Raw genomic sequence first — 21,565 nt, forward strand, 5'->3', positions numbered from 1 at the left:
ATCTTCGTCGTATCATCGATGGTCCCATCCAGGTCATTCACCCCAAAGGCCAGCGTCAGCTGCGCATTCTGCCGCCCCAGCATCGGCCAGTACGCCTTAAGGTGCGGGAAGTTATCCATATACAGCCGCGCCACCGCATAAAGCTTCATGTCCTCGACGACCGACAGCTCGGGCACATTGCTCATGTCGTTGTCCCCGTTGCGAAACTTCAGCGGAATAAAAGTATTGAACCCATGCGTCTCATCCTGCAGCCGCCGCAGCCGCTCCATATGATCGATCCGGTGCGCATACGTCTCGATATGTCCATAAAGCATCGTCGCATTCGTATGCATCCCCTCACGGTGCGCCGCCGCATGGATCGCCAGCCAGCCCTCCGCATCCACCTTGTCCGCACAGATCACGTTGCGGACATCCGGATGGAAGATCTCCGCCCCGCCACCCGGCATCGAATCCAACCCCGCCGCATGCATCCGCCGCATCCCTTCCTCCACCGACACCTTCGCCTTGCGGAACATATAATCCAGCTCCACCGCCGTAAAACCCTTGATATGCAGGTCCGGACGGTGCTGCTTGATCTTCGTCAGCAACTCCATGAAAAACTCCATATTCATCTTCGGATGCACCCCGCCGACGATATGCACCTCGGTCACCGGCTTGCCGTCATATTTACGAACGATGTCCAGCATCTGCTGTTGCGTCAGCTCCCAACCCTCGTCGCGATGCGCATACACCCGCGAATAAGAACAGAAATTGCACGTAAATACACAAACATTCGTCGGCTCGATATGAAAATTGCGATTGAAATAGGTCTTGTTCCCATGCAGCCGCTCCCGCACCCCATTGGCCAGCGCGCCCAGGAAGGGTAGGGACCCCCGCTCAAAAAGCAGCAGGCCTTCTTCGGGACTGATCCGCTCCCCCGCATTGATCTTCTCGCCGATCCGCTGCAGGTCCTTATCCGTTGTCTGTAACAATATATCCGATCCGGGTGTCATGGTATTCATGTGCGTGATTTAAGTGGCAAAATTACGTATCTTCCGGGTTTGTACGAATTACAAAACTATCGCATGGGTATAAAACTCCGCCTCACCGTAATGAACTTCCTCGAATTCTTTGTTTGGGGCGCCTGGCTCATCTCTCTCGGCGGATATATGTTCAACGTTCTCCACTTCACCGGCACCCAGATCGGCGCCGTCTACGGCACCATGGGCATCGCCTCCATCTTCACCCCCGCGCTCTTCGGCATCGTCGCCGACCGCTGGATCAACGCCGAACGCGTACTCGGCATCTGCCATATCATCGGGGCCGGCAGCCTCCTGTGGGCCTCCACCCTCCACGACTTCGACGCCTTCTACCTGGCCATGCTCCTCAACTCGGCCTTCTTCATGCCCACCATCGCCCTCAACAACACCGTCTCCTATATCATCCTCGAAAAGCGCGCATTCAATATCGTCAAGGAATTCCCGCCCATCCGCGTATGGGGCACCGTCGGGTTCGTCTTCGCCATGTGGGGCGTCGACTTCTCCCGCAGCGGGCTGACTCCCGGCCAGCTCTATATCAGCGCCGGCGCGGGCATTCTCCTCGGCATCTATGCCTTCACCCTGCCCCCCTGCGCTCCCGTACCCAACACCACCAAACGCAGCTTCGCCGCCTCCCTCGGGCTCGACGCCTTCGTGCTGTTCAAGAACCGGAAGATGTTCATCTTCTTCGTCTATAGCATGCTCCTCGGTTTCGCCCTGCAGATCAGCAACGCCTTCGCCGATGGGTTCATCAACGACTTCGCGAAGATCCCCCAATACGCCGAATCCTTCGGGGTCCGCCATTCCGTACTGCTCATCTCCATCTCGCAAATCTCCGAGACGCTCTTCATCCTCACCATCCCCTTCTTCCTCCGCCGCTTCGGGATTAAGCAGGTGATCATCATGAGTATCTTCGCCTGGGTCTTCCGCTTCGGCCTCTTCGGCTTCGGCAACCCCGGCACCGGCCTGCCCCTGCTCGTCCTTTCCATGATCGTCTACGGCATGGCCTTCGACTTCTTCAATATCTCCGGCTCACTCTTTGTCGAACGCGAAGCCGACATCAAGATCCGCGCCAGCGCCCAGGGCCTCTTCATGCTCATGACCAACGGCTTCGGCGCCTGGATCGGCACCTACATCAGCGGCCGCGTAGTGGACTACTATACCGCATCCGGCATCCGCGACTGGCACAACATCTGGATCACCTTCGCCGCTTATGCCCTGGTCCTCGGCATCACCTTCCCCTTCGTCTTCCGCTACAAACACGACCGAACCGCCACCACCGCTTCCCTTCAACATTAAAATATGCAACGCTTAGCCTTCATCCTCGCCATCCTTCTTCATCTCGCCGCGTCGGCGCAAAACCCCACCGCCACGCAGGACACCTCGCAATGTCCCCGCGCCGATCTCTCCACATCAACCCTCCGCGCCCGCTTCTACCTCCCAAACGCCACCACCGGCTTTTACCGCTCCACCCGCTTCGACTGGTCCGGCGTCATGCCCGCCCTCGAATACCACGGGCATAGCTTCTTCGGCCGCTGGAACTCCAAATACGACCCCACCCTCAACGACGCCATCATGGGGCCCGTCGAATCCTTCACCCCCAACGGCTATGACGACGCCCAACCCGGCGGAACCTTCCTCCAGCCCGGCGTCGGCCTCCTCACCCGCCCCGACACCAGCCGCTACACTCCTTTCCGCTACTACCCGATTGCCAGCACCGGCTTCTTCTACGTCTCAAAGACCCCTTCCGCCATCTCCTTTCGCCAGGACCTCACCGCCGGTGGCTACTCCTATGTCTATATCAAGACCATCATCCTCGACCCCGCCCAGCCCCGCCTGACCATCACCCACACCCTGAAGAACACCGGCGCAAAACCCATCGAATCCGACGTCTATAACCATAATTTCTTCGTCATCGACACCCTCGATATCGCCCCCGGCCGCATCCTCAAACTGCCCTGGACCCCCACCTCCACACCCTCCATCCCCTCGGCCTTCGACTCCCTCGCCGCCGTCAGCGGCGACTCCATAATCATCCGCCAGCCCTTCGCCGCCCGCAGAAGTTTCTACACCATCCTCACCGGCTATCGCGACAAGGCCGACGACTACGACCTGCGGATCGAAGAACGTCGCTCAGGCGTCGGCGTCCGCATCCGCTGCGACCGCCCCCTCGTAAAACTCGCCTACTGGGCCTCCCTCAAAACGGCCTGCCCCGAGCCCTTCATTCATATAAAAGCCGCCCCCGGCCAGACTATCACCTGGACCCTCCGGTATGACTTCTATTCGTTAACAAATTGACGCGGTAAAAATTCAGTATATTTAAGGGACCATGCGAATGCTGCTTCCCATCCTGCTATTGTCCCATGCCCTCATCGCCGGCATTCAGGCTCAACCGGCGCACCCGCCACTCCTGGTCGATGACCTGCAGTCGGGAAGCCCCCGGCTCCTCTTCCAGATCTGGCCCCGAGGTTATGCCCTGGGTATCTATGACACCGTGCTGAAGGACACCAGCCTCTTCCTCAACTACGACAAGGTCTCCCGCACCCTTTATTTCACCGCCGACGGCAAGGCCATCTCAAAAGTGCGGACCGCACAAATTCGCGAACTGCATTTCCAGTCCCCCGCCTCCGGACAAACCGTTCTTACCCGCGTCGACGGCATCGATCCCCGCGAGTTCTTCCAACAGCTAAGCGATTCCGCCGGCGGATTGTACTATATCCTCTACCGCCGGCTGGAAACCCATTTCCGCCGCGGCAGCTACTACAGCAACATCGCCATGCCCTTCACCGACGGCTACGGCGAATACATAGATACTTATAAATACTATCTGGTAATGCCCGGCGGCCGGGAATATACGCCGGTAAGACTAAAAAGAAGATCGGTGCTCGACATCTTCGGCCCGGCAGCCGACGCCTGGCTCGCAACTCGCGGAAAGGGCGAACCGGACGAAGCCGGCCTGATCCAACTCGTCAACCAGCTCAACACCACCGGCAGCCGCCCCCTGATGGCCGCCAACCGGTAACCGCCGCTCAATATCTCCCCGCTAGTCTCTGCAGGGTGGCCGCCTAAAAAAAAAGCCCCGCACGCAAGTGCAGGGCCGTATAAGTTATTGTCGCAATTTCTTACAGATGCGACTCGATCTTCTTCACAAAATTCGACTTCGGCTGGGCGCCCACCAACTTATCCACGACCTTCCCGTCCTTGATGAACAGGATCGCAGGAATGCTGGTAATCCCGTAGTTGATCGACAACTGCGGATTGTGGTCCACGTTCACCTTACCGATATTGATCTTCCCATCATATTCCTTCGACAATTCCTCAATGACCGGTCCTATCGCGCGACAAGGCCCGCACCACTCCGCCCAAAAATCCACCACAGTCAGCTTATCGGAGGCGATTACCTTGTCCTGGAAGTTAGTATCTGTTAATTCTAATGCCATAAAGAAGCGTTTTTATGTTATGTGTTTATTTTACGAATTCAAAGGTCTGCTTATTTCATCAACTTTTACGTCAGTTTCCCGACAAAACCCGCGCCATGCACTAAACCGTGACAACCTGTACCTCCACTTCCGGGGTCTTCTCCAAAAAGACAGACAATTCGTCATTCATCTCAAACCCCTGACCCATCGTAAAAAGACTCACCTTCGCATGGCTTTTCGATTCTAATATGTTGAATTTCAGTCCTGACTTGCCTGGATACTTCTTGATATTGGCCTCCATGAACCGCACCAGCTCCTCGTTCACAAACCTCGCCTCCACATCCATGATCACCTGCTTCGTCAGGATCGGCTTTATACTCTCCAGCAACATCAGCCGGTCGATCTTGAACTCGAACTGACTGGTATTGAACCGCTGCTTGAAACTACCCGTCAGGAATAGGTTCTTTCCCTTCTCCAGGTAGTTGCTATAGCGCGCATAATCCTCGCTCCATAACATAAACTCCGCCTTTCCGGTATAATCTTCGATCGTCAACACTCCAAATTGCTTACCCGTCTTACTCACCCGGTGCTGCGCATCCACCACAAGTCCCGCCAGCCGGTAAGGCTTTCCCGGGCTGGCCTGCAGACCCACCGCATCCTTGATCTCATTATACTCTCCAAGCTGGGTGATCCCATAATGCGTGATCTCGAACTTAAAATGATCCAGCGGATGACCGCTCATAAACATCCCCGTCACATCCTTCTCATGATCCAGCAGTTCCGTCAACGACCAGGGCTCGCAGGCCGGGATCTTCGGCGTCGCGATCTCCGGCATCGTCAGCTCCCCAAAAAGGCTGTTGCTCGTCTGATGCGCATTCGTTTGATAAACATTCCCGAATTTGATGATCTTCTCCAAGCCCGTCGCGGTATCCCCCTGCGCCAGATGGAAATATTGCGCCCGGTGCAACTCCTTGAAGCAATCGAACGCGCCGGCATACGCCAGGTTTTCCAGCGTCTTCTTATTCACCGTCCGCTGGTTGATTCGCTTGATCATATCGAAGATGGACGTAAAAGGTCCGTCCTTGGTTCGTTCACTGATGATCCCCTCCACCGCGGCCTCACCCACACCCTTCAGCCCGCCAAGCCCGACGCGGATCTCGCCTTTCTGATTCACGGCAAAACCCTGCTTCGACTCGTTGATATCCGGTCCGAGTACTTTCAGGCCCATCCGCTTGCACTCCTCCATAAAGAAGGTGATCTTTTCGATGCTGCCCGCATGGTTCAGCACCGCCGCCATATACTCGGAAGGGTAGTGGGCCTTCAGATAGCCTGTCTGGTAGGCGACAAACCCATAACAGGTACTGTGTGATTTGTTAAAGGCATATTGGGCAAAAGCCTCCCAGTCTGTCCAGATCTTCTCCAGCGTATTGGCCGCAAAACCTTTGGCCGTGGCGCCCTTCACAAACTGGCTCTTCATCTTATCGAGGATGGACTTCTGCTTCTTACCCATCGCTTTTCGAAGCACGTCCGCATCTCCTTTGCTGAATCCCGCCAGCTTCTGCGCCAGCAGCATCACCTGTTCCTGGTACACCGTGATCCCATAGGTATCTCCCAAAAACTCTTCCATCTCCGGCAGATCGAAAACTATCGGTTCCCGCCCGTGCTTCCGGTCGATATAGTTCGGGATGTATGCGATAGGTCCCGGCCGGTACAAGGCGTTCATCGCGATCAGGTCATCGAATTTATCCGGCTTCAGGTCCTTGAGATATTTCTGCATTCCGGGCGACTCGAACTGGAACGTACCGATCGTTTCCGCCCGTTGATAAAGTTCAAAAGTTTTTTGATCATCCAGTGGAACATCGTCGATCACAATAGCTATTCCATGGTTCTCCCTGATCAGTTCCAGTGCGGTCTTCAGGATGTTCAGCGTCCGCAGGCCCAAAAAGTCCATCTTGATAACGCCGGCTTCTTCGATCACGCTTCCTTCGATCTGCGTTACCAGCAGGTCCGAATCCTTCGCCGTGCAGACCGGCAATATCGTCATCAGATCGTCGGGCGCGATAATGATCCCCGCCGCATGAAGCCCCGTGTTCCGCACCGATCCTTCCAGCCGTTCCGCCTCGTGCAGCACCTGGCTGCGGATATCGTTGCCCTTATAAATCTCCCGGATCAATTTCACATTGGCCAGGTCATCCGGCCCTACACCGTCTTTCTCTTCAAGTGATTTCTCGCCGTCCTTTGCCGTCATCGGTGCATGCAGCACCCGTTTCAGTTCGATCCCCGGCCGATCCGGCACCAGCTTGGCCAGCGCATTCGACTCCGGCAGCGGCAGGTCCAGCGCCCGGGCCACGTCTTTGATGCTCATCTTAGCCGCCATCGTACCATAGGTCACGATCTGCGCAACCTGGTTCCTGCCGTACTTCGCCGCGACATATTCGATCACCTTTCCACGGCCTTCATCGTCAAAGTCCGTGTCGATATCCGGCATCGACTTCCGGTCCGGGTTCAGGAACCGTTCGAACAGCAGCTTATATTTTATCGGATCGATATTCGTGATCCCGATACAATAGGCGACCACACTTCCCGCGGCGGAGCCGCGGCCCGGACCTATAAACACCCCCATATCCCGCCCGGCCTTGATAAAGTCGCTCACGATCAGAAAGTATCCCGCAAACCCCATCGTCTTGATCGTAAACAGCTCAAAGTCCAGCCGCTCCTGGATATCCGCATTCAGATCGCTGTACCGCAGCTTCGCCCCTTCCTGTGTCAGGTACTTCAGGTACTCCCACTGATCGAGGTTGCTGTCGTTATGGATCTGGAATTCTTTGGGTATCGGGAAGTTCGGCAGCAGGATGTCTTTCTTCAGGTTCAGCACTTCCACCCGGTCGACGATCATATTGGTATTGTCGATCGACTCCGGCACATCGCTGAACAGCGTGGACATCTCTTCCGTCGTCTTGAAATAGAACTGGTCGTTCGGGAATTTGAACCGGCGGTTCTTCGTGTTCAGGTCGTCGTTGACGATATCGTCATAACCCGGCGTGGCCTGTTTCTCGCCGGTGTTGATACAAAGCAGGATATCGTGCGCATTCGCGTCATCCCGGTCGGTATAGTGGCTGTCGTTGGTCGCGATGACCGGCACTTTGTGTTTCTTCGCAAAACCCAGCAGCACCTGGTTGATCTTCTGTTGTTCCGGGATGTTGTGGCGTTGCAACTCGATAAAATAGTCTTCTCCAAAAAGGTCCAGCCACCATTTAAACTCCTGTTCGGCCTTTTCCTCACTCTCGTGCAAAATCGTCTGCGGCACATAGGCGCCGATACAACAGGTCGTCGCGATCAGCCCCTCATGGTATTGCAGGATCAGCTTCTTGTCGATCCGCGGGTACTTGCTGTAAAGCCCCTCGGTATACCCCAGCGAGGTCAGCTTGATCAGGTTCTGATAGCCCACCTTATTCTTGGCGAGCAGGATCTGATGATACCGCTCATCCCGCTGCTCCTTCGTAAAGGTCTTCTTGAACCGGTCCTCCACCACATAGAACTCACACCCCACGATCGGCTTCACCTTCAGGCTTCCGTCCTCGTTCTTATGCTTATGGGCTTCCGCCACAAACTCAAACGCCCCAAACATATTACCATGATCCGTAATAGCCAGCGCCGGCATCCCATCCTTGATCGCCTTCTTGTAAAGGCTCTGGATCGATGCCGCCCCGTCCAGCAGCGAAAACTGCGTGTGCGTATGTAGATGTGAAAACTTACTCATAGGACCTGCAATTAACAAACAAAACCCGACAAAAATCGTTCATTCACAAGCCCATAAAAGCACATAATATCCCCAGCCCTCGCCCCCGCGGCAGATTGCCCGCCCAACTAAGCCCGCGCTCGCCCCCGCTCCCGTTTTGGCTTCATTTTTGTTATTTTTCCTATCTTTGACCCATGCCAATATCCTACTTTGCGCCTCCGGGCCAAACTGGAAAATTAGCCCTTCGGCGACAAAGCTCTGATAATGAGCCTTCGGCTTGCGAGCCCTTGGCTCGCTCGGTGAATAATATGTTGAAAATTCTCATCTGCATAACAACCATCGCCTGTCTCGCCACAAGCTGTAGCGTCTTCAAACCCGCCACGGCAACAAAAACCGCTTCCCAGTCGCCAACCGAAAAAGACAACCCCAACGGCGTCCAGTTCATCACCAACATCTCGGTAAAACCCGACTCCCACGAGGATAACACCCGCAGTTCCATAACTCCGGCTGGGAAAAGCGCCGCCATGGCTCCCGGCTACGCCGAAACCGACGCAAAAGCGATCGAAACCTATCCCGCCCTGAAATTCAAATATGCCATCCTCGAGAACTGCTCGGTCGAAGCACTCGACAATCCTAAATTATTGAGCTTCATGGACTACTGGTATGGCACGCCCTACCACTACGGCGGCACCACCCGCGACGGCATCGACTGCTCCGCCTTTGCCTTCCTCCTCCTTTCTTCCGTCTATGGCGTGGCCACCCTGCCCCGCACCTCCAAAGAACAATACGAATTTTCCCGCCGCATCCGCCGCGACGAACTCCAGGAAGGTGACCTCGTCTTCTTCCATACCCTCGGCAAACGCCGCACCGTCACCCACGTAGGCGTCTACCTCCGAAACAACCGGTTCGTCCATGCCTCCGTCTCCGGCGTCATGATCAGCGAGATGACCGACGGCTACTACGACAAACACTTCGTCGGCGCCGGCCGCGTCATCGATCCCGCGCAAACCGGCGTCACCAATCCCGTCACCTCCAACACGGGCGGACTCTAGGCGCGGCCGATACACTCCCGGTATCAAAACCGAATACCCCGCCCGAACATCAAGCCCACAACAAATTGGCCCCCAACAACTAACAAAACAGGCATCAAAAATGCGGAAAAATTTGCATGCTTAAGAACTACTTCAAGATAGCCCTGCGCAACTTCCAGAAAAGCCGCGCCTTCACCCTCCTCAATCTGGGCGGGTTGACCATCAGCTTCACCGCCTGCCTGCTGATCTTCTTCTGGGTATCCCACGAGTTCAGCTATGACAAGACCGGCTCGACGGCCAGTAGGGTCTACCGGGTCGCGCTCACGCTGCACGCCAACGGCCAGCCCGACAAAGACTTTGCCGTGACAGCCGGCCCCCTGGCGCCGGTGCTGGCGAAAGACTTCCCCGAAGTGGAAAAAGCGGTTCGGTTCGAAGGGTACGGTACTACCCTGGGTTACCAGGGCCAGCACTTCTTCACCAATCGTTTTCTTTTTACAGACTCCACCTTCCTCGATGTCTTTGACTATCCCATGCTCAAAGGCGATCCGCATACCGCCCTCAACGGCTCCAACTCCATCGTCATCACGGAAAGCGCCTCAAAAAAATATTTCGGTTCGGCCGATCCCATCGGTAAAATGATCACCTGCGACGACTCGATCCTGCTCCGGGTTACGGGCGTCATGAAAGATCTCCCCGCCACAAATCATTTGGACGTCGAGGTCCTTTGCTCGATGAATGTCCTGCTGCGATACCACATCGACGGCCTCGACCAATGGTGGAACGATGATTACTATACCTATGTCCTGCTGAAGAATCCCCGGAGCGCCGCGGCGGTCAACGCTAAGATCAGGAACATCATGGACAGATACAACGATAAGGAAAATAAGTCCATGGGTATAAACGGCTATCACTTCCTGCAGCCTGTCAGCGATATCCACCTCCGCAGCGACCTCAACGACGAGATAAAACCCGGTGGCAGCCTCGCCGCGCTTCGCATCTTCATCGGCATCGCCATTTTCCTTTTGGCCGTAGCCTGCATCAACTATATCAACCTGACCACCGCCACCTCCTTCAAAAGAGCCCGGGAGATCGGTATTCGCAAGGTCGTCGGCGCCCTGCGCCGGCAGCTGATCGGTCAATTCCTCAGCGAATCCGTTCTGATCACAGGGCTCGCCTTGTTGCTGGCCATCGGTATCGCCATCATCATCCTGCCGCTGTTCAATCAACTCGCGGGAACACAGATCGCCGCGGGAACCTATTTGACCGCGCCGGTAGTCCTGCTGATCGCTGGCTTCGTCGTGGTGCTCGGCATCATTGCCGGCCTCTATCCCGCGATCTACCTGTCGGGGGTACAACTGGTCAAGGTCTTCAAACAGGGTAGGGGAGCCCGCGGCGGGCTCTCGCTGCGCAAGGTACTCGTCGTCTTTCAGTTCACGCTCTCCGCAATGCTCATCGTCGCCACCATCGTCTGCTGGCAGCAATTGCATTTCATGCAGACACGCGATCTCGGCTTCGACCAGGAACAGGTAGTGGCTGTCCCGCTGCGTACGGCCAAACAATCCTTTGCCTCGCAGCTGCTCAAACAGGAGATGAAAAAGGATCCGCAACTAGCGGAGGCGACCACCTCTTCGAAGATCCCCGGCAAGCAGCTGAACAATATCGTGACCCTACCCGAAGGCGTGAGTATCGATCGCCAGCAATCCATGTTCACCCTGGTCGTCGACTTCGATTTCTTCGACACCTACAAATTGAAAATGGCCTCCGGTCGCGCCTTCTCAAAGGACTTCCCCACCGATTCCTCAGCATTCATCCTCAATGAGGCCGCGGTAAAAGAGATCGGTTGGACACCGCAAAATGCGGTTGGTAAAGGCTTCGAATGGGGACTGGGTAAAAAAGGCAAGGTCATCGGCGTCGTAAAGGATTTTCATTTCCGGTCCCTGCAGCAAAAGATCCCGGCGATGGTCATGCACATTCTGCCGGTTACCAGCAGTTGGTGGGGCTACCTCTCCGTGCGCATCAACACCGGCGACAACAAAGCGGCCCTTAAAGCGATGGAAGCCGCGTGGAAAAAGATCCTGCCAAACGACGCCTTCGAATATTGGTTCGTAAACGAGGATTACAATAAACAGTATGAGGCCGAACAACGCCTTGGCCGGCTCTCGATCCTCTTCTCGATGCTCACCATCTTCATCTCCTGTCTCGGTTTGTTCGGCCTCGTGATGGTAGCCGTCGCCCAGCGCACAAAAGAGATCGGCGTCCGCAAGGTCCTGGGCGCCTCGGTCACGGGCATCGCCACTTTGCTCTCCACCGACTTCCTCAAACTCGTCGCCCTCTCCATCCTCATCGCTACTCCTATCTCCTGGTATTTCATGTACAAATGGCTCGCCGGCTTTCCCTATCGGACATCCATCCACTGGTGGGTCTTCGCCGTGGCGGCTGTTCTCGTCGTCGTCATCGCCCTGACCACCATCATCGTCCAGGCGCTAAAAGCAGCAATCGCCAATCCCGTCAAGTCACTCCGGTCAGAATAAAAAGGAGCCCCGCATCGGCGGGGCTCCTTTTTAACCTTGTTTCTTCACGACGATATAAAAATTCCGATCCACCGAGAAATTCCCATCTCCGCCGGTCCCATTCCCCGTCGCACCCACCGTCAGGATCCCCGGTCCGGGTCCACGCGGTCTCGGCCGCCCACCCGTTCCATTAGCCACCGGCGACAACGCCTTCATATCCAGTTGCGGCGTCTCCAGCACCTTCCCGCCCGTACCGGCCTTCAGCGTCTGCCAGCTATCCGTCGGATAGATCCACTGCTCAGGCAGCCCGCCGATAAAGACCTTCACCGGCATATCAAATCCTTTCACGCAATTACCCCAGCGATAACTGATCATCTCGCCACTCGACTGATACGACAACACCGGGATCTTCGTCGTACGCAGATACTGATCAAAAACCTTCGACAGGTCCCGATGCGCATACGAAGAAATATAGTTCTCTATTTCCTGTGTCGTCACCGTCTTGTGGTAGAAGGTCGACTGCAATCCATGCAACAACCCGCGGAACGCCGAATCCCCGATCATCTGCCGGATCATATGCAGCATATTCCCGCCCTTGTAATACATGTCGCCCGACCCTTCTTTATTGACCCCATATATCCCGATCACCGGCTTGTCATTATCGATATTCTTCCGCGTCCCGATACAGTAATCATTCCCTGCCTCCGTACCATATAGATACGTCGTATACAGCGTCTCGGTATAATTGGTAAACCCTTCATGCACCCACATATCCGCCGCATCCTTGTCCGTGATATTGTTACCAAACCATTCGTGACCACTCTCATGAACGATGATAAAGTCCCATTTCAACCCCCATCCGGTGCCCGAAAGATCCCGCCCCAGATACCCATTGGCAAAATGATTCCCATAAGCCACATTGCTCTGATGCTCCATCCCGAGATGCGGCGCCTCCACCAGCTTATAGCCGTCTTCATAGAAAGGGTAGGGGCCCATCCAGTATTCAAATGCCCGGAGCATCGTGTCCGCCTGCTTGAATTGCGGTTTCGCCTTCTCGAGGTTATAATCCAGCACCCAGAAGTTGCAATCCAGCTTGCCCTTCACCCCGTCGAAGACATAGTTCCAGTTCACATATTTCCCGATATAGGGAATGATATCGTAGGAGTTGATCGGGTTCGTAACCACCCAGGTATACGTCGTCGTCCCGTTGCCGTTGGCATGTTTGTCCCGCAGCCGGCCGTTGCCGATCCCCATCAGGCTGTCCGCGCAAACGATATGCATCACCACCCCGCTGTCCGGTTCATCGGACAGATGATCCTTACAGGGCAGCCAGCAGCTCAGCCCAAGGCCCTCATCGGCCACCGTCATCCAGGGCCTGCCATGCTCATCTTTATTCCAGATCCATCCGCCACCCCAGGGCGGCCGGACCGCCACCTTGGGAACTCCCTGGTATTGCAGCACCACCGTTTCCACGCTGCCCGCCTTCACGGGCTTCGGAAACCGCAGATGAAAAACATTGCCTTCCCGGACAAACTTCAGCGCCTTCTTCTTCCAGGTGGCCGCCACCAGCTGCATCGGCTCCTGCAGATCGATCTGCATCGTCTGCCCATCACTCACCGCCGCAAAGGTCACGGCATTGCTTCCCTTCAACGACTTACCCGCGAAATCCGGCTCCACCTGCAACTCATATTTCAAAAGGTTCCACCAGGCCCGCTCAGGCCCTACACTTCCCCGAAGACTGTCTGCATGCGAATAGGCTTCTTTCTCCGGCGTAAGCAGCTGCGCGTGCCCGCCAAAAAAAGAAAAAAGGCCCAGGCAAACGGCAGCAGTTAATTTACGACTCATATGTTATCGTTATTTTTGACGGGATGAAGATAGTCAATCCCCGCAATTTCGTCTTCCTGACAATTAACCTCCTGATGGCAATATCTTGCCATTCTCCCAACTCGAAAACAGATAAAAAATTTTTCATCTATAACGAACCCGATGGCATCGCCACCCTCGATCCCGCCGGCGCCAAGAACCGCTCCATCCAATGGGCCATCCACCAACTCTACAACACCCTCGTGGAAACCGACGACAATCTCAACTTCGTCCCCGGCCTGGCCCGCACCTGGGAAGTATCCGCCAACCGCCGGACATGGACCTTTCATCTCCGCCCCGATATTGTTTTTCACGACGACCCTGCCTTCCCCGAGGGCAGAGGCCGCCGCCTCGTCGCCCGCGATATCGTCTATAGCTTCAACCGCATCCTCGATCCCCTCACCGCCAGCAGCGGCGCCTGGATCTTTCACGATCGCATCGACACCACCGGCATCACACCCGCCAACCCCGGCGGTGACGCCTTCTCGGCGCCGGACGACAGCACCTTTGTCCTGAAACTCCTTCGTCCCTTCAACCCCATCCTGGGCCTCCTCAGCATGCAATACTGCTCCGCCGTCCCGCGCGAGGCCGTCGAAAAGTACGGTAAAGAGTTCCGCAGCCATCCCGTCGGCACCGGCCCCTTCCGTTTTAAATCCTGGGAAGAAAATCAAACCCTCATCCTCGTAAAAAATGATCGCTATTATGAACGGGACAGCACCGGCCAGCGACTGCCCTACCTCGATGCCCTGAAGATCACCTTCAACGACGAAGCCGCCACCGAATTCCTGCAATTCGTGCAGGGCCAGCTGGACTTCGTCAACAACATCGACCCCAGCTTCAAAGATGAAGTGCTGAATAAAAAAGGCCAGCTCAAAAAAGACTGGCAGGGGAAAATTGATCTGACCGTCGTTCCGCAGCTGAACACCGAATACCTGGGTATCCTCGTCGATAGCGCCAACCCGCTCGTAAAAGCATCGCCGCTAAGAATAAAACAGATTCGTCAGGCCATAAACCTCGGGTTCGATCGCCGCAAGATGATGCTCTACCTCCGCAACTCTCTCGGCCTCCCCGCGGAAAGTGGCTTCATACCCGCGGGCCTCCCCTCATTCGACAGCACCCTCGTCCACGGCTATCACTATGATCCGGATAGAGCCCGCACGCTGCTGGCCGCTGCCGGCTATCCCGGGGGCAAGGGCCTGCCGCCCATCCGCCTGCTGACCATCCCCATCTATGGCGACTTCGCCACCTTCATCGCCCGGCAACTCGAAGACATCGGCATCCATATCGATATTGAGATCGTCCAGAAATCCCTCCTCCTCGAAGAAACGGCTCAGTCAAAAGCCCTCTTCTTCCGGGGCAGCTGGATCGCCGACTACCCCGACGCGGAAAACTACCTCAGCGTATTCTACTCGAAAAATCCGGCACCCCCCAACTACACCCGCTACAACGATCCTGTCTTCGACAAACTCTACGAACGATCCCTCGAGGAGACCACCGACTCGGTCCGCTATCGCCTCTATCGCGAAATGGACCAGCGCGTCATCGACGCCGCACCCATCGTCCCCCTCTGGTATGATGTCGTCGTGCATCTCGTCAACCCGCGCGTCCATGGCTTCACGCCCAATGCACTCAACCTCCTCGAACTCCGGCGCGTCAAAAAATGACCCCGCCTAACCGTGTCTCACTCACTTCGCAACGCGTCCACCGGATTCTGCAGCGCCGCCCGCACACTCTGCCAACTCACCGTCGCAAGCGTGATCCCCAGCACCCCCACACCCGTCGCCGCAAACACCCACCACGGGATCCCCGCATGATACACATATCCCTCCAGCCACCTGTTCATCGCAAAATATCCCAATGGCCCGCCGATCGCAAACGACAACCCCACCAGTATCACAAACTCCCGCGACAGCAATCCCCAGATATGCACCACCGATCCGCCCAGCACCCGCCGCACGCCGATCTCCTTCCGCCGCTGCTCCGCCATAAACGACGCCATCCCGAAAATACCCAGACCGCTGATAAAAAGCGCAAACGCCGCAAACAACGCTGCGATCCGCCCGATCCGCACCTCGGCAGCAAATTTCTTCGCATGTTCTTCATCGGTAAAATGATAATCGAACGGCTCCGTCGGCACCACCCGCTGAAACGTCTGCCGGACAGCCGCCAACGCCGAACCAGTCGCTACACCCGGCTTCAGCCGGATAAAAAGATACACCCGGTCATAGTCGTGAAAGTAGCAATAGATCGCCTGCTGCACCCGCTCGTACGGCGAGCCCACTACGATATCCCGCACCACCCCGATCACCGTGAACACCCGGCCGTCTGCCCGTTTTATCTGTTCGCCGATAGGCTGTTTAAAACCCGTGAGCGCCACCGCTGCCTCATTGATCACGGCGGACGACGAGTCCGTCGCCAGGTCCCGCGAAAAATCCCTTCCCTCTACAAACTTCCAGCCAAGCGTCTTGCCATATTCCGGTGAGATACCGATCGATGAAAAGTCGCCCTGCACAGCCGGATTCCTCCCCCGCCAACTGTATCCCGTCCAGATATCCCAGATCACCGACGTCGAACTCGAGGAGATCGCCGTCTCTTCCACGACACCCGTTCGCAACAATTCTGCCCGCACCGTCCCGGCCCGGTCGGCAAACCCCGGCGTATGGATCGACATCGAGAGTAACCCGCCCGGCTCGTAACCCACGGGCCGGTCCTTCGCGAATTCGATCTGCCGGTAGACGACGATCGTTCCGATGACGAGTAACACCGAAACCGTGAACTGCAAAACCACCAGCACCCGCCGCGGCGCTACGGCTCCATGCCCCGTCTTCCCTTTCAGCACACGCACCGGGGCAAACGAGGAAAGGTACAGAGCCGGATAACTTCCCGCCAGTATCCCCGTAAACAACGCAACTCCCAGTCCGGTGATCAGATCGCTCCAGCCGATGGCCATTCGTTTATCGGCCAGGTCATTGAAGAAGGGTAGGGCGGTAGCCACCAGGCCGGTCGCCAGGACAAACGCCGCAAACGCCACCAACGCCGATTCGCAATAGAATTGCAGGATCAGCTGGCTTCGCAGCGAACCCATCACCTTGCGAACACCCACCTCCCGCGCCCGGCGCTCACTCCTCGCCGTTGCCAGGTTCATAAAATTGATACATGCCAGCAGCAACACAAAGAACCCGATCGTCCCGAACAACCACACATATTGGATGTTGCCGCCCACGATCACCCCATTCCGAAACGAACTATACAAATGCCATTTGCTCATGGGGTGCAGGAACTCCTGCGGATGATAAGCCAGGCCAAGCGGATTGGTCTTCAACTTCCCCATCGAAATGTTTCGGATGCTTGCCGACACCTTTTCCACATCGACCCCATCCTTCAGCTTCACGAATATCTCGACAAAATCATAAGCCCAGTCGGTTCCCATTTCTTTCACCCAGGGATTCGCGCTGGCAAACAACTCCAGCGGCGCGATAAAAAGCACATCCTTGAATTGGGAATGATAGGGAATATCGGCGTATACCCCCTTCACCCGCACCACCATCTTCACATCGATGGTCATCGTCTTCCCGACCGGGTCGGCATCGCCGAATATCGCCCTGGCCGCCGATGCGGATAAAAGGATCGAATGAGGATCCTCGAGCCCCGCATCCCCCTTCACCATCCGCAGCCCCATCACCTCCGCCGCCCCGGGCTCCATGAATCGTCCCTTCTTCGTCAACTTCAGATCCCCAGACGCAAGCGCATAATCCTGTACCCACCAGGCTGCCACCACGCGGTCGAAATTCGCTCCGTACACAGTCCGCAACTCGTTCGCCAGCGGCAGGGGCATCGACGCGTTCGAAGAGACATCCCCATTCGTCGTCTGGTTCTGCATCACCCGCGCCACCCGCTCATAATTCGGGTTCTCGCGTTCATAGTTCAGCTCATCGCGCACCCAAAGCCCGATGAGCATCGCAATGGCCATCCCGATGGCCAACCCCGTAAGATGGATAAGGGAATGCGTCCGGTCCCGGACAAATCGGCGAAGAGCAATCTTTAGCATCCTTAAATATAAAAAAAAGCCCGGCGCGAGCCGGGCCATATGCTTTCATTTCGCAAAATTTAATGCTTCGTCGAATCGACGTTCTTCTTCAGCTTATCCTTGAACACTTTCTCGAATTTCTCCACCTTCGGCTTGATCACCAGGTAGCAATACGGCTGCGAACCGTGGTCATTATAATAATTCTGATGATAATCCTCCGCAGGATAGAAGGCGCCGGCCTTCGTGATCTCCGTCACGATCGGATTCGGATAAGCGCCTTCCTTGTTCAGCTTCGCCTTATAATCCTCGGCCTTCTGCCGCTGTTCTTCGTTGTGATAAAAAATAGCGCTCCGGTACTGCGTGCCGACATCATTTCCCTGCCGGTTCAACGTCGTCGGATCGTGCGACTCCCAAAATACCTCGAGCAACTCGTCAAAACTGACCACCGCCGGATCGTAGACCACCTGCAAACACTCCGCATGCCCCGTCGTCCCCGTACAAACCTCCTCATAGGAGGGATTGGCCACCGTTCCACCCATATAACCCGAAGTCACCTTTGTCACGCCCTTTAATTCCTGGAAGACCGCCTCCGTGCACCAAAAACACCCGGTGCCAAAGGTCGCCGTCTCCGTTTTTGCCCCCGCAGGGACGTTGTTATCGTTCATATTCATTGTTTTAACTGTCATTGGCCCATCCTGGCAACCGCCAAGAAGCGCCACGGAAAATACAAAAGAAAGGATCGTCATGGGATTTATTTTAGGAGTCGCTCGTATCGCAAGATACGTAATTAACTTTGTTAGGTAAATTAATAAGTTTACCTTCGCATTGTGAATCCGAAAAATCCAACAAGCCCGGCAAACCGGCCAGATCCGGCCGGCCTGGCAAATCTCCCCACCGATGCCGAACTGGCTGCCGGCCTTCGAACCACCATCGGCCGCCTCGTCAAACTACTCCGCCGCGAGACCCGCAACGACGCCCAGCTCTCCCTCACCGAACGCGCCACCCTCGGCCTGCTCTATCCCGATAACCGCCTCGCCCCCTCGGACATCGCCCGAATCGAAAAAGTCACCACTCAATCCATGTCCCAGGTGATCAACCAACTGGCCGAACTGACCTACATCGAAAGGACCCCCTCCGGCGACGATAAACGCAAAGTGCTCCTGTCCCTCACCCCCGCCGGCCGCTCCTATGTCGAACAACTGCGTCAGGACAAACAGGAATGGCTCGCCGCCGCCCTGCAGGAAAAGACCACCCCGCAGGAAAAAGCGACCCTCGCCGCCGCCCTGGCCATAATAAATAAACTCATTGATGAATAGTCCTTCCATTTTCCGGGCCATGCAAAGCCGCAACTACCGGCTTTACTTCTATGGCCAGTCCGTCTCACTGATCGGCACCTGGATGCAACGCACCGCCGTCAGCTGGGTGGTCTACACCCTCACCCACAACAGTTTCATGCTGGGTTTGTCCCTTTTCTGTACCCAATTCCCGTCCTTCCTGCTATCCACGGCCGGCGGCGTCGTTTCCGATCGCTATCATCGCTTTCGCGTGCTCCTCTTCACCCAGATCGCCTCCGGTGTGCAGTCCCTGCTGCTCGCCGTCCTCGTATTCACCGGCTATTATAATGTCTGGACGATCCTGGGCCTCGGCGTGGTCCTCGGCATGATCAACGCCTTCGACGTCCCCGCCCGCCAGGCGATGGTCTATGATATGGTCGATGACAAAGAGAACCTGGCAAACGCCCTCGCCCTCAATTCCTCGATGGTCAACCTCGCCCGGCTCATCGGCCCCGCCGTCGCGGGCTTCATTCTCCATAAACTCGGGGATGGCTGGTGCTTCGCACTCAATACCGTCAGCTTTATCGCAGTGATCGCCTCGCTGCTGCAGATGAGACTGCCGCCCTACCAGCGGAAACAACATACAAAAAATGCCCTCGCCGAACTCCGGGAAGGCTGGCAATACCTGCGCCGGAACCCCGCCATCGCCCGCGTCCTGCTCATGCTCGCCTCGATGAGTCTGCTCGTCATTCCCTTTTCGACACTCCTGCCCATCTATGCAAAGGTGATCTTCCACGGCAATGCCGCCACCTTCGGGGTGATCGACAGCTTTATCGGCCTCGGCGCCATCACCGGCGCCCTCTACCTGGCCACCCGGACAAAGAACACCGCGGCCAGCCGAAAAAAAATATTACGCATCAACACGATCATCTTCGGCATCGGGCTCATCCTCTTCTCCTATACCACGAGCTTTCCGCTCGCCATGTTCTTCGCCGTCATCTCCGGCTTCGGCATGATGGCGCAGACGACGATGACCAATACCATCATCCAGACCACCGTCGCCCCGGAAATGCGCGGCCGGGTCATCAGCTATTTCGCGATGTCCTATTTCGGGATGATGCCCCTCGGCAGTCTCCTCGTCGGGACCGTCTCCCAATACGCCGGCGCACCCAATACAGTCCTCGCTGAAGGCATCATCGCCCTCATCGTCGTCGCCGTCTATTGGAAATATCTCACCACCGCCGTCCGCCGGCCCGTCGCCAACCCGTCCGTCGCCAACCCGTCCGTCGCCAACTCATCCGCCACAATAAAATCAATCAATACCGATACAACATGGAAAAGAACAGCCAGGCTCTGACCACCGCCTTACTCGTAATGGATGTCCAACCTACGATCCTGCCGATGCTGGGCGACAACACCGTCGCGTATGTCAACACGATCAAAAAAGCGATCGCCGCCGCCCGCAGGAACAACATGCTCGTCCTCGCCGTCGTCGTTGGTTTTCGCAAAGGCTTTCCGGAGATCACCGCCCAAACAAGCAACGCCTCCTTTGCCGCCCTCAAAGCAGGCGCCATGCCCGGCCTCGAGAACCCCGTACCCGATCCCTCGCTTGAGCTGACGGCCGACGACATCGTCATCACAAAACGCCGCGTCAGCGCCTTCGCCGGCAGCGACCTCGAAGTGATCCTCCGCGGCCATAAAATAGATCATATCGTCCTCACCGGCATCGCCACCAGCGGCGTCGTCCTCTCGACACTCCGCCAGGCCGCCGATATGGACTACCGCATCTCTGTCCTCTCGGATGCCTGCGCCGACCGCGACGCCGAAGTCCACAACGTTCTGGTGAACAAGGTCTTTCCCCGTCAGGCCGAAGTCCTCACCACCGACCAGTGGATCGCCGGACTGGGTCAATCCCCCATCCCCAAATAATTCATCACCTGCCGGTAATCGCCGACATTGACCTTGTCGCGCTTCATCGCAGTGCTCACCGTCCCGGTGACGGCGACTATCTTATACTTGTGCGTCGGGATCACATCCGCCGACAACGTCGTGGGAGGGGTTCCGCTGCCGTTCGCCGTGTAGAAAAAATGCAACCGCACCTTTCCTGGCATGGTCTCATATACATAATTATAGTAAAAAACGGCGCCGAATGAAAGAAACGTGTAGGGTAGGGGACTCCACTGATTGAAATCGTTCGCATTGGGCGCGATATAGACCATCACCATCCCCGAATCGAGCATCCCCTGGGTGATCTTGGAAAAAGCCGCATCATGATACCTCGTAAAGTACGTGACGGTCCCGCCATTGCTGTTGGAATAGGTATATCCCGAATTCCACAGCCAGTCGGCGCTCGCCAGCGAAAACGTATCCGTAAAAACATTGGCATTGCCCTGTGGCCCGGTCGGTCCCGCCGGCCCCTGCGGCCCTGCGGCACCCGTGGCGCCTGCCGCGCCCTGAGACCCGGTAGGGCCCGTCTTGGAGCATGCCCCGGCGATGAGGCAAATAAGAAACAGGTAGAAGATTCCCTTTTGCATATAACTGGATTGTTGATGACAAGCATACAATCCGGCAATACGGCGGCAGACAGCGCAAAAAATGGTAGTAACTGCAAACCTAAAGCATTGACCCCGATCCGCCAATACCCCCAACCGGGTATTTCCCAGCCTCCGCCTTTCTTTGTACCTTT

General features: G+C 56.3%; 16 protein-coding genes. 9 read left to right on the forward strand and 7 right to left on the reverse strand.

Translation table 11 applies throughout. The features are described 5' to 3' along the window. Positions 1–1,001 (reverse strand): CofH family radical SAM protein (locus VGM48_RS19765; protein ID WP_331582158.1); only part of this gene is annotated, 1,001 nt, incomplete at its 3' end. Between the two features lie 63 nt (positions 1,002–1,064). On the opposite strand from VGM48_RS19765, the gene VGM48_RS19770 reads away from it, so the two are divergent. From VGM48_RS19770 to VGM48_RS19780, 3 genes are read left to right on the forward strand one after another with little or no spacing between them, the layout of a single operon-like run. Then, positions 1,065–2,315 carry a nucleoside permease gene (locus VGM48_RS19770; protein WP_331582159.1) on the forward strand — a complete coding sequence of 417 codons (1,251 nt, stop codon included), beginning with the start codon at positions 1,065–1,067 and terminating at the stop codon, positions 2,313–2,315. 3 nt (positions 2,316–2,318) lie between these two features. After that, entirely contained in the window at positions 2,319–3,314 is a 996-nt protein-coding gene (locus VGM48_RS19775) for a hypothetical protein (RefSeq protein WP_331582160.1), read from the forward strand. A 31-nt stretch (positions 3,315–3,345) separates the two neighbouring features. Further along, the gene (locus VGM48_RS19780; RefSeq protein WP_331582161.1) at positions 3,346–4,038 is read left to right on the forward strand and encodes a hypothetical protein; all 693 of its coding nucleotides are present in this window, start codon (positions 3,346–3,348) and stop codon (positions 4,036–4,038) included. 100 nt (positions 4,039–4,138) lie between these two features. On the opposite strand, the gene trxA is transcribed toward VGM48_RS19780, so the two are convergent. Next, a complete protein-coding gene (gene trxA, locus VGM48_RS19785) occupies positions 4,139–4,456 on the reverse strand; it encodes a thioredoxin (protein ID WP_331582162.1) in 318 nt (105 codons plus the stop codon). Between the two features lie 100 nt (positions 4,457–4,556). After that, complete coding sequence (dnaE, locus tag VGM48_RS19790; protein WP_331582163.1) at positions 4,557–8,195, reverse strand: DNA polymerase III subunit alpha; 3,639 nt, start codon at positions 8,193–8,195, stop codon at positions 4,557–4,559. A gap of 287 nt (positions 8,196–8,482) precedes the next feature. On the opposite strand from dnaE, the gene VGM48_RS19795 reads away from it, so the two are divergent. Next, a complete protein-coding gene (locus VGM48_RS19795; RefSeq protein ID WP_331582164.1) occupies positions 8,483–9,226 on the forward strand; it encodes a C40 family peptidase in 744 nt (247 codons plus the stop codon). Between the two features lie 116 nt (positions 9,227–9,342). Beyond that, positions 9,343–11,736, forward strand: coding sequence for an ABC transporter permease (locus VGM48_RS19800; RefSeq protein WP_331582165.1), 2,394 nt, complete (start codon positions 9,343–9,345; stop codon positions 11,734–11,736). Between the two features lie 30 nt (positions 11,737–11,766). Here the strand turns inward: VGM48_RS19800 and VGM48_RS19805 are convergent, their stop codons facing one another. Next, positions 11,767–13,560, reverse strand: coding sequence for a M1 family metallopeptidase (locus tag VGM48_RS19805; protein ID WP_331582166.1), 1,794 nt, complete (start codon positions 13,558–13,560; stop codon positions 11,767–11,769). A gap of 23 nt (positions 13,561–13,583) precedes the next feature. On the opposite strand from VGM48_RS19805, the gene VGM48_RS19810 reads away from it, so the two are divergent. Further along, positions 13,584–15,242: an ABC transporter substrate-binding protein gene (locus VGM48_RS19810; RefSeq protein WP_331582167.1), complete on the forward strand. Its 1,659-nt coding sequence runs from the start codon at positions 13,584–13,586 to the stop codon at positions 15,240–15,242. 17 nt (positions 15,243–15,259) lie between these two features. On the opposite strand, the gene VGM48_RS19815 is transcribed toward VGM48_RS19810, so the two are convergent. Together VGM48_RS19815 and msrA are read right to left on the reverse strand one after the other, a co-directional pair. Then, positions 15,260–17,626 carry an ABC transporter permease gene (locus tag VGM48_RS19815; RefSeq protein WP_331582168.1) on the reverse strand — a complete coding sequence of 789 codons (2,367 nt, stop codon included), beginning with the start codon at positions 17,624–17,626 and terminating at the stop codon, positions 15,260–15,262. A 59-nt stretch (positions 17,627–17,685) separates the two neighbouring features. Further along, positions 17,686–18,270: a peptide-methionine (S)-S-oxide reductase MsrA gene (gene msrA, locus VGM48_RS19820; protein ID WP_331582169.1), complete on the reverse strand. Its 585-nt coding sequence runs from the start codon at positions 18,268–18,270 to the stop codon at positions 17,686–17,688. 162 nt (positions 18,271–18,432) lie between these two features. Between msrA and VGM48_RS19825 the strand changes: the two genes are divergently transcribed. From VGM48_RS19825 to VGM48_RS19835, 3 genes are read left to right on the forward strand one after another with little or no spacing between them, the layout of a single operon-like run. Beyond that, a complete protein-coding gene (locus VGM48_RS19825) occupies positions 18,433–18,921 on the forward strand; it encodes a MarR family winged helix-turn-helix transcriptional regulator (protein WP_331582170.1) in 489 nt (162 codons plus the stop codon). Then, a complete protein-coding gene (locus VGM48_RS19830) occupies positions 18,914–20,236 on the forward strand; it encodes an MFS transporter (protein ID WP_331582171.1) in 1,323 nt (440 codons plus the stop codon). The genes VGM48_RS19825 and VGM48_RS19830 overlap by 8 nt, the downstream gene beginning before the upstream one ends. Continuing rightward, positions 20,212–20,808, forward strand: a complete 597-nt coding sequence (locus VGM48_RS19835) for an isochorismatase family cysteine hydrolase (protein WP_331582172.1) — start codon at positions 20,212–20,214, stop codon at positions 20,806–20,808. The genes VGM48_RS19830 and VGM48_RS19835 overlap by 25 nt, the downstream gene beginning before the upstream one ends. Here VGM48_RS19835 and VGM48_RS19840 read toward each other — a convergent pair. Continuing rightward, on the reverse strand, positions 20,787–21,413 hold the full coding sequence (locus tag VGM48_RS19840; RefSeq protein WP_331582173.1) for a hypothetical protein: 627 nt from the start codon (positions 21,411–21,413) through the stop codon (positions 20,787–20,789). The two genes, VGM48_RS19835 and VGM48_RS19840, sit on opposite strands and share 22 nt — an antisense overlap. Positions 21,414–21,565 lie beyond the last annotated feature (152 nt).

It is taken from the genome of Puia sp. (assembly GCF_036500295.1).
GTDB lineage: Bacteria > Bacteroidota > Bacteroidia > Chitinophagales > Chitinophagaceae > Puia.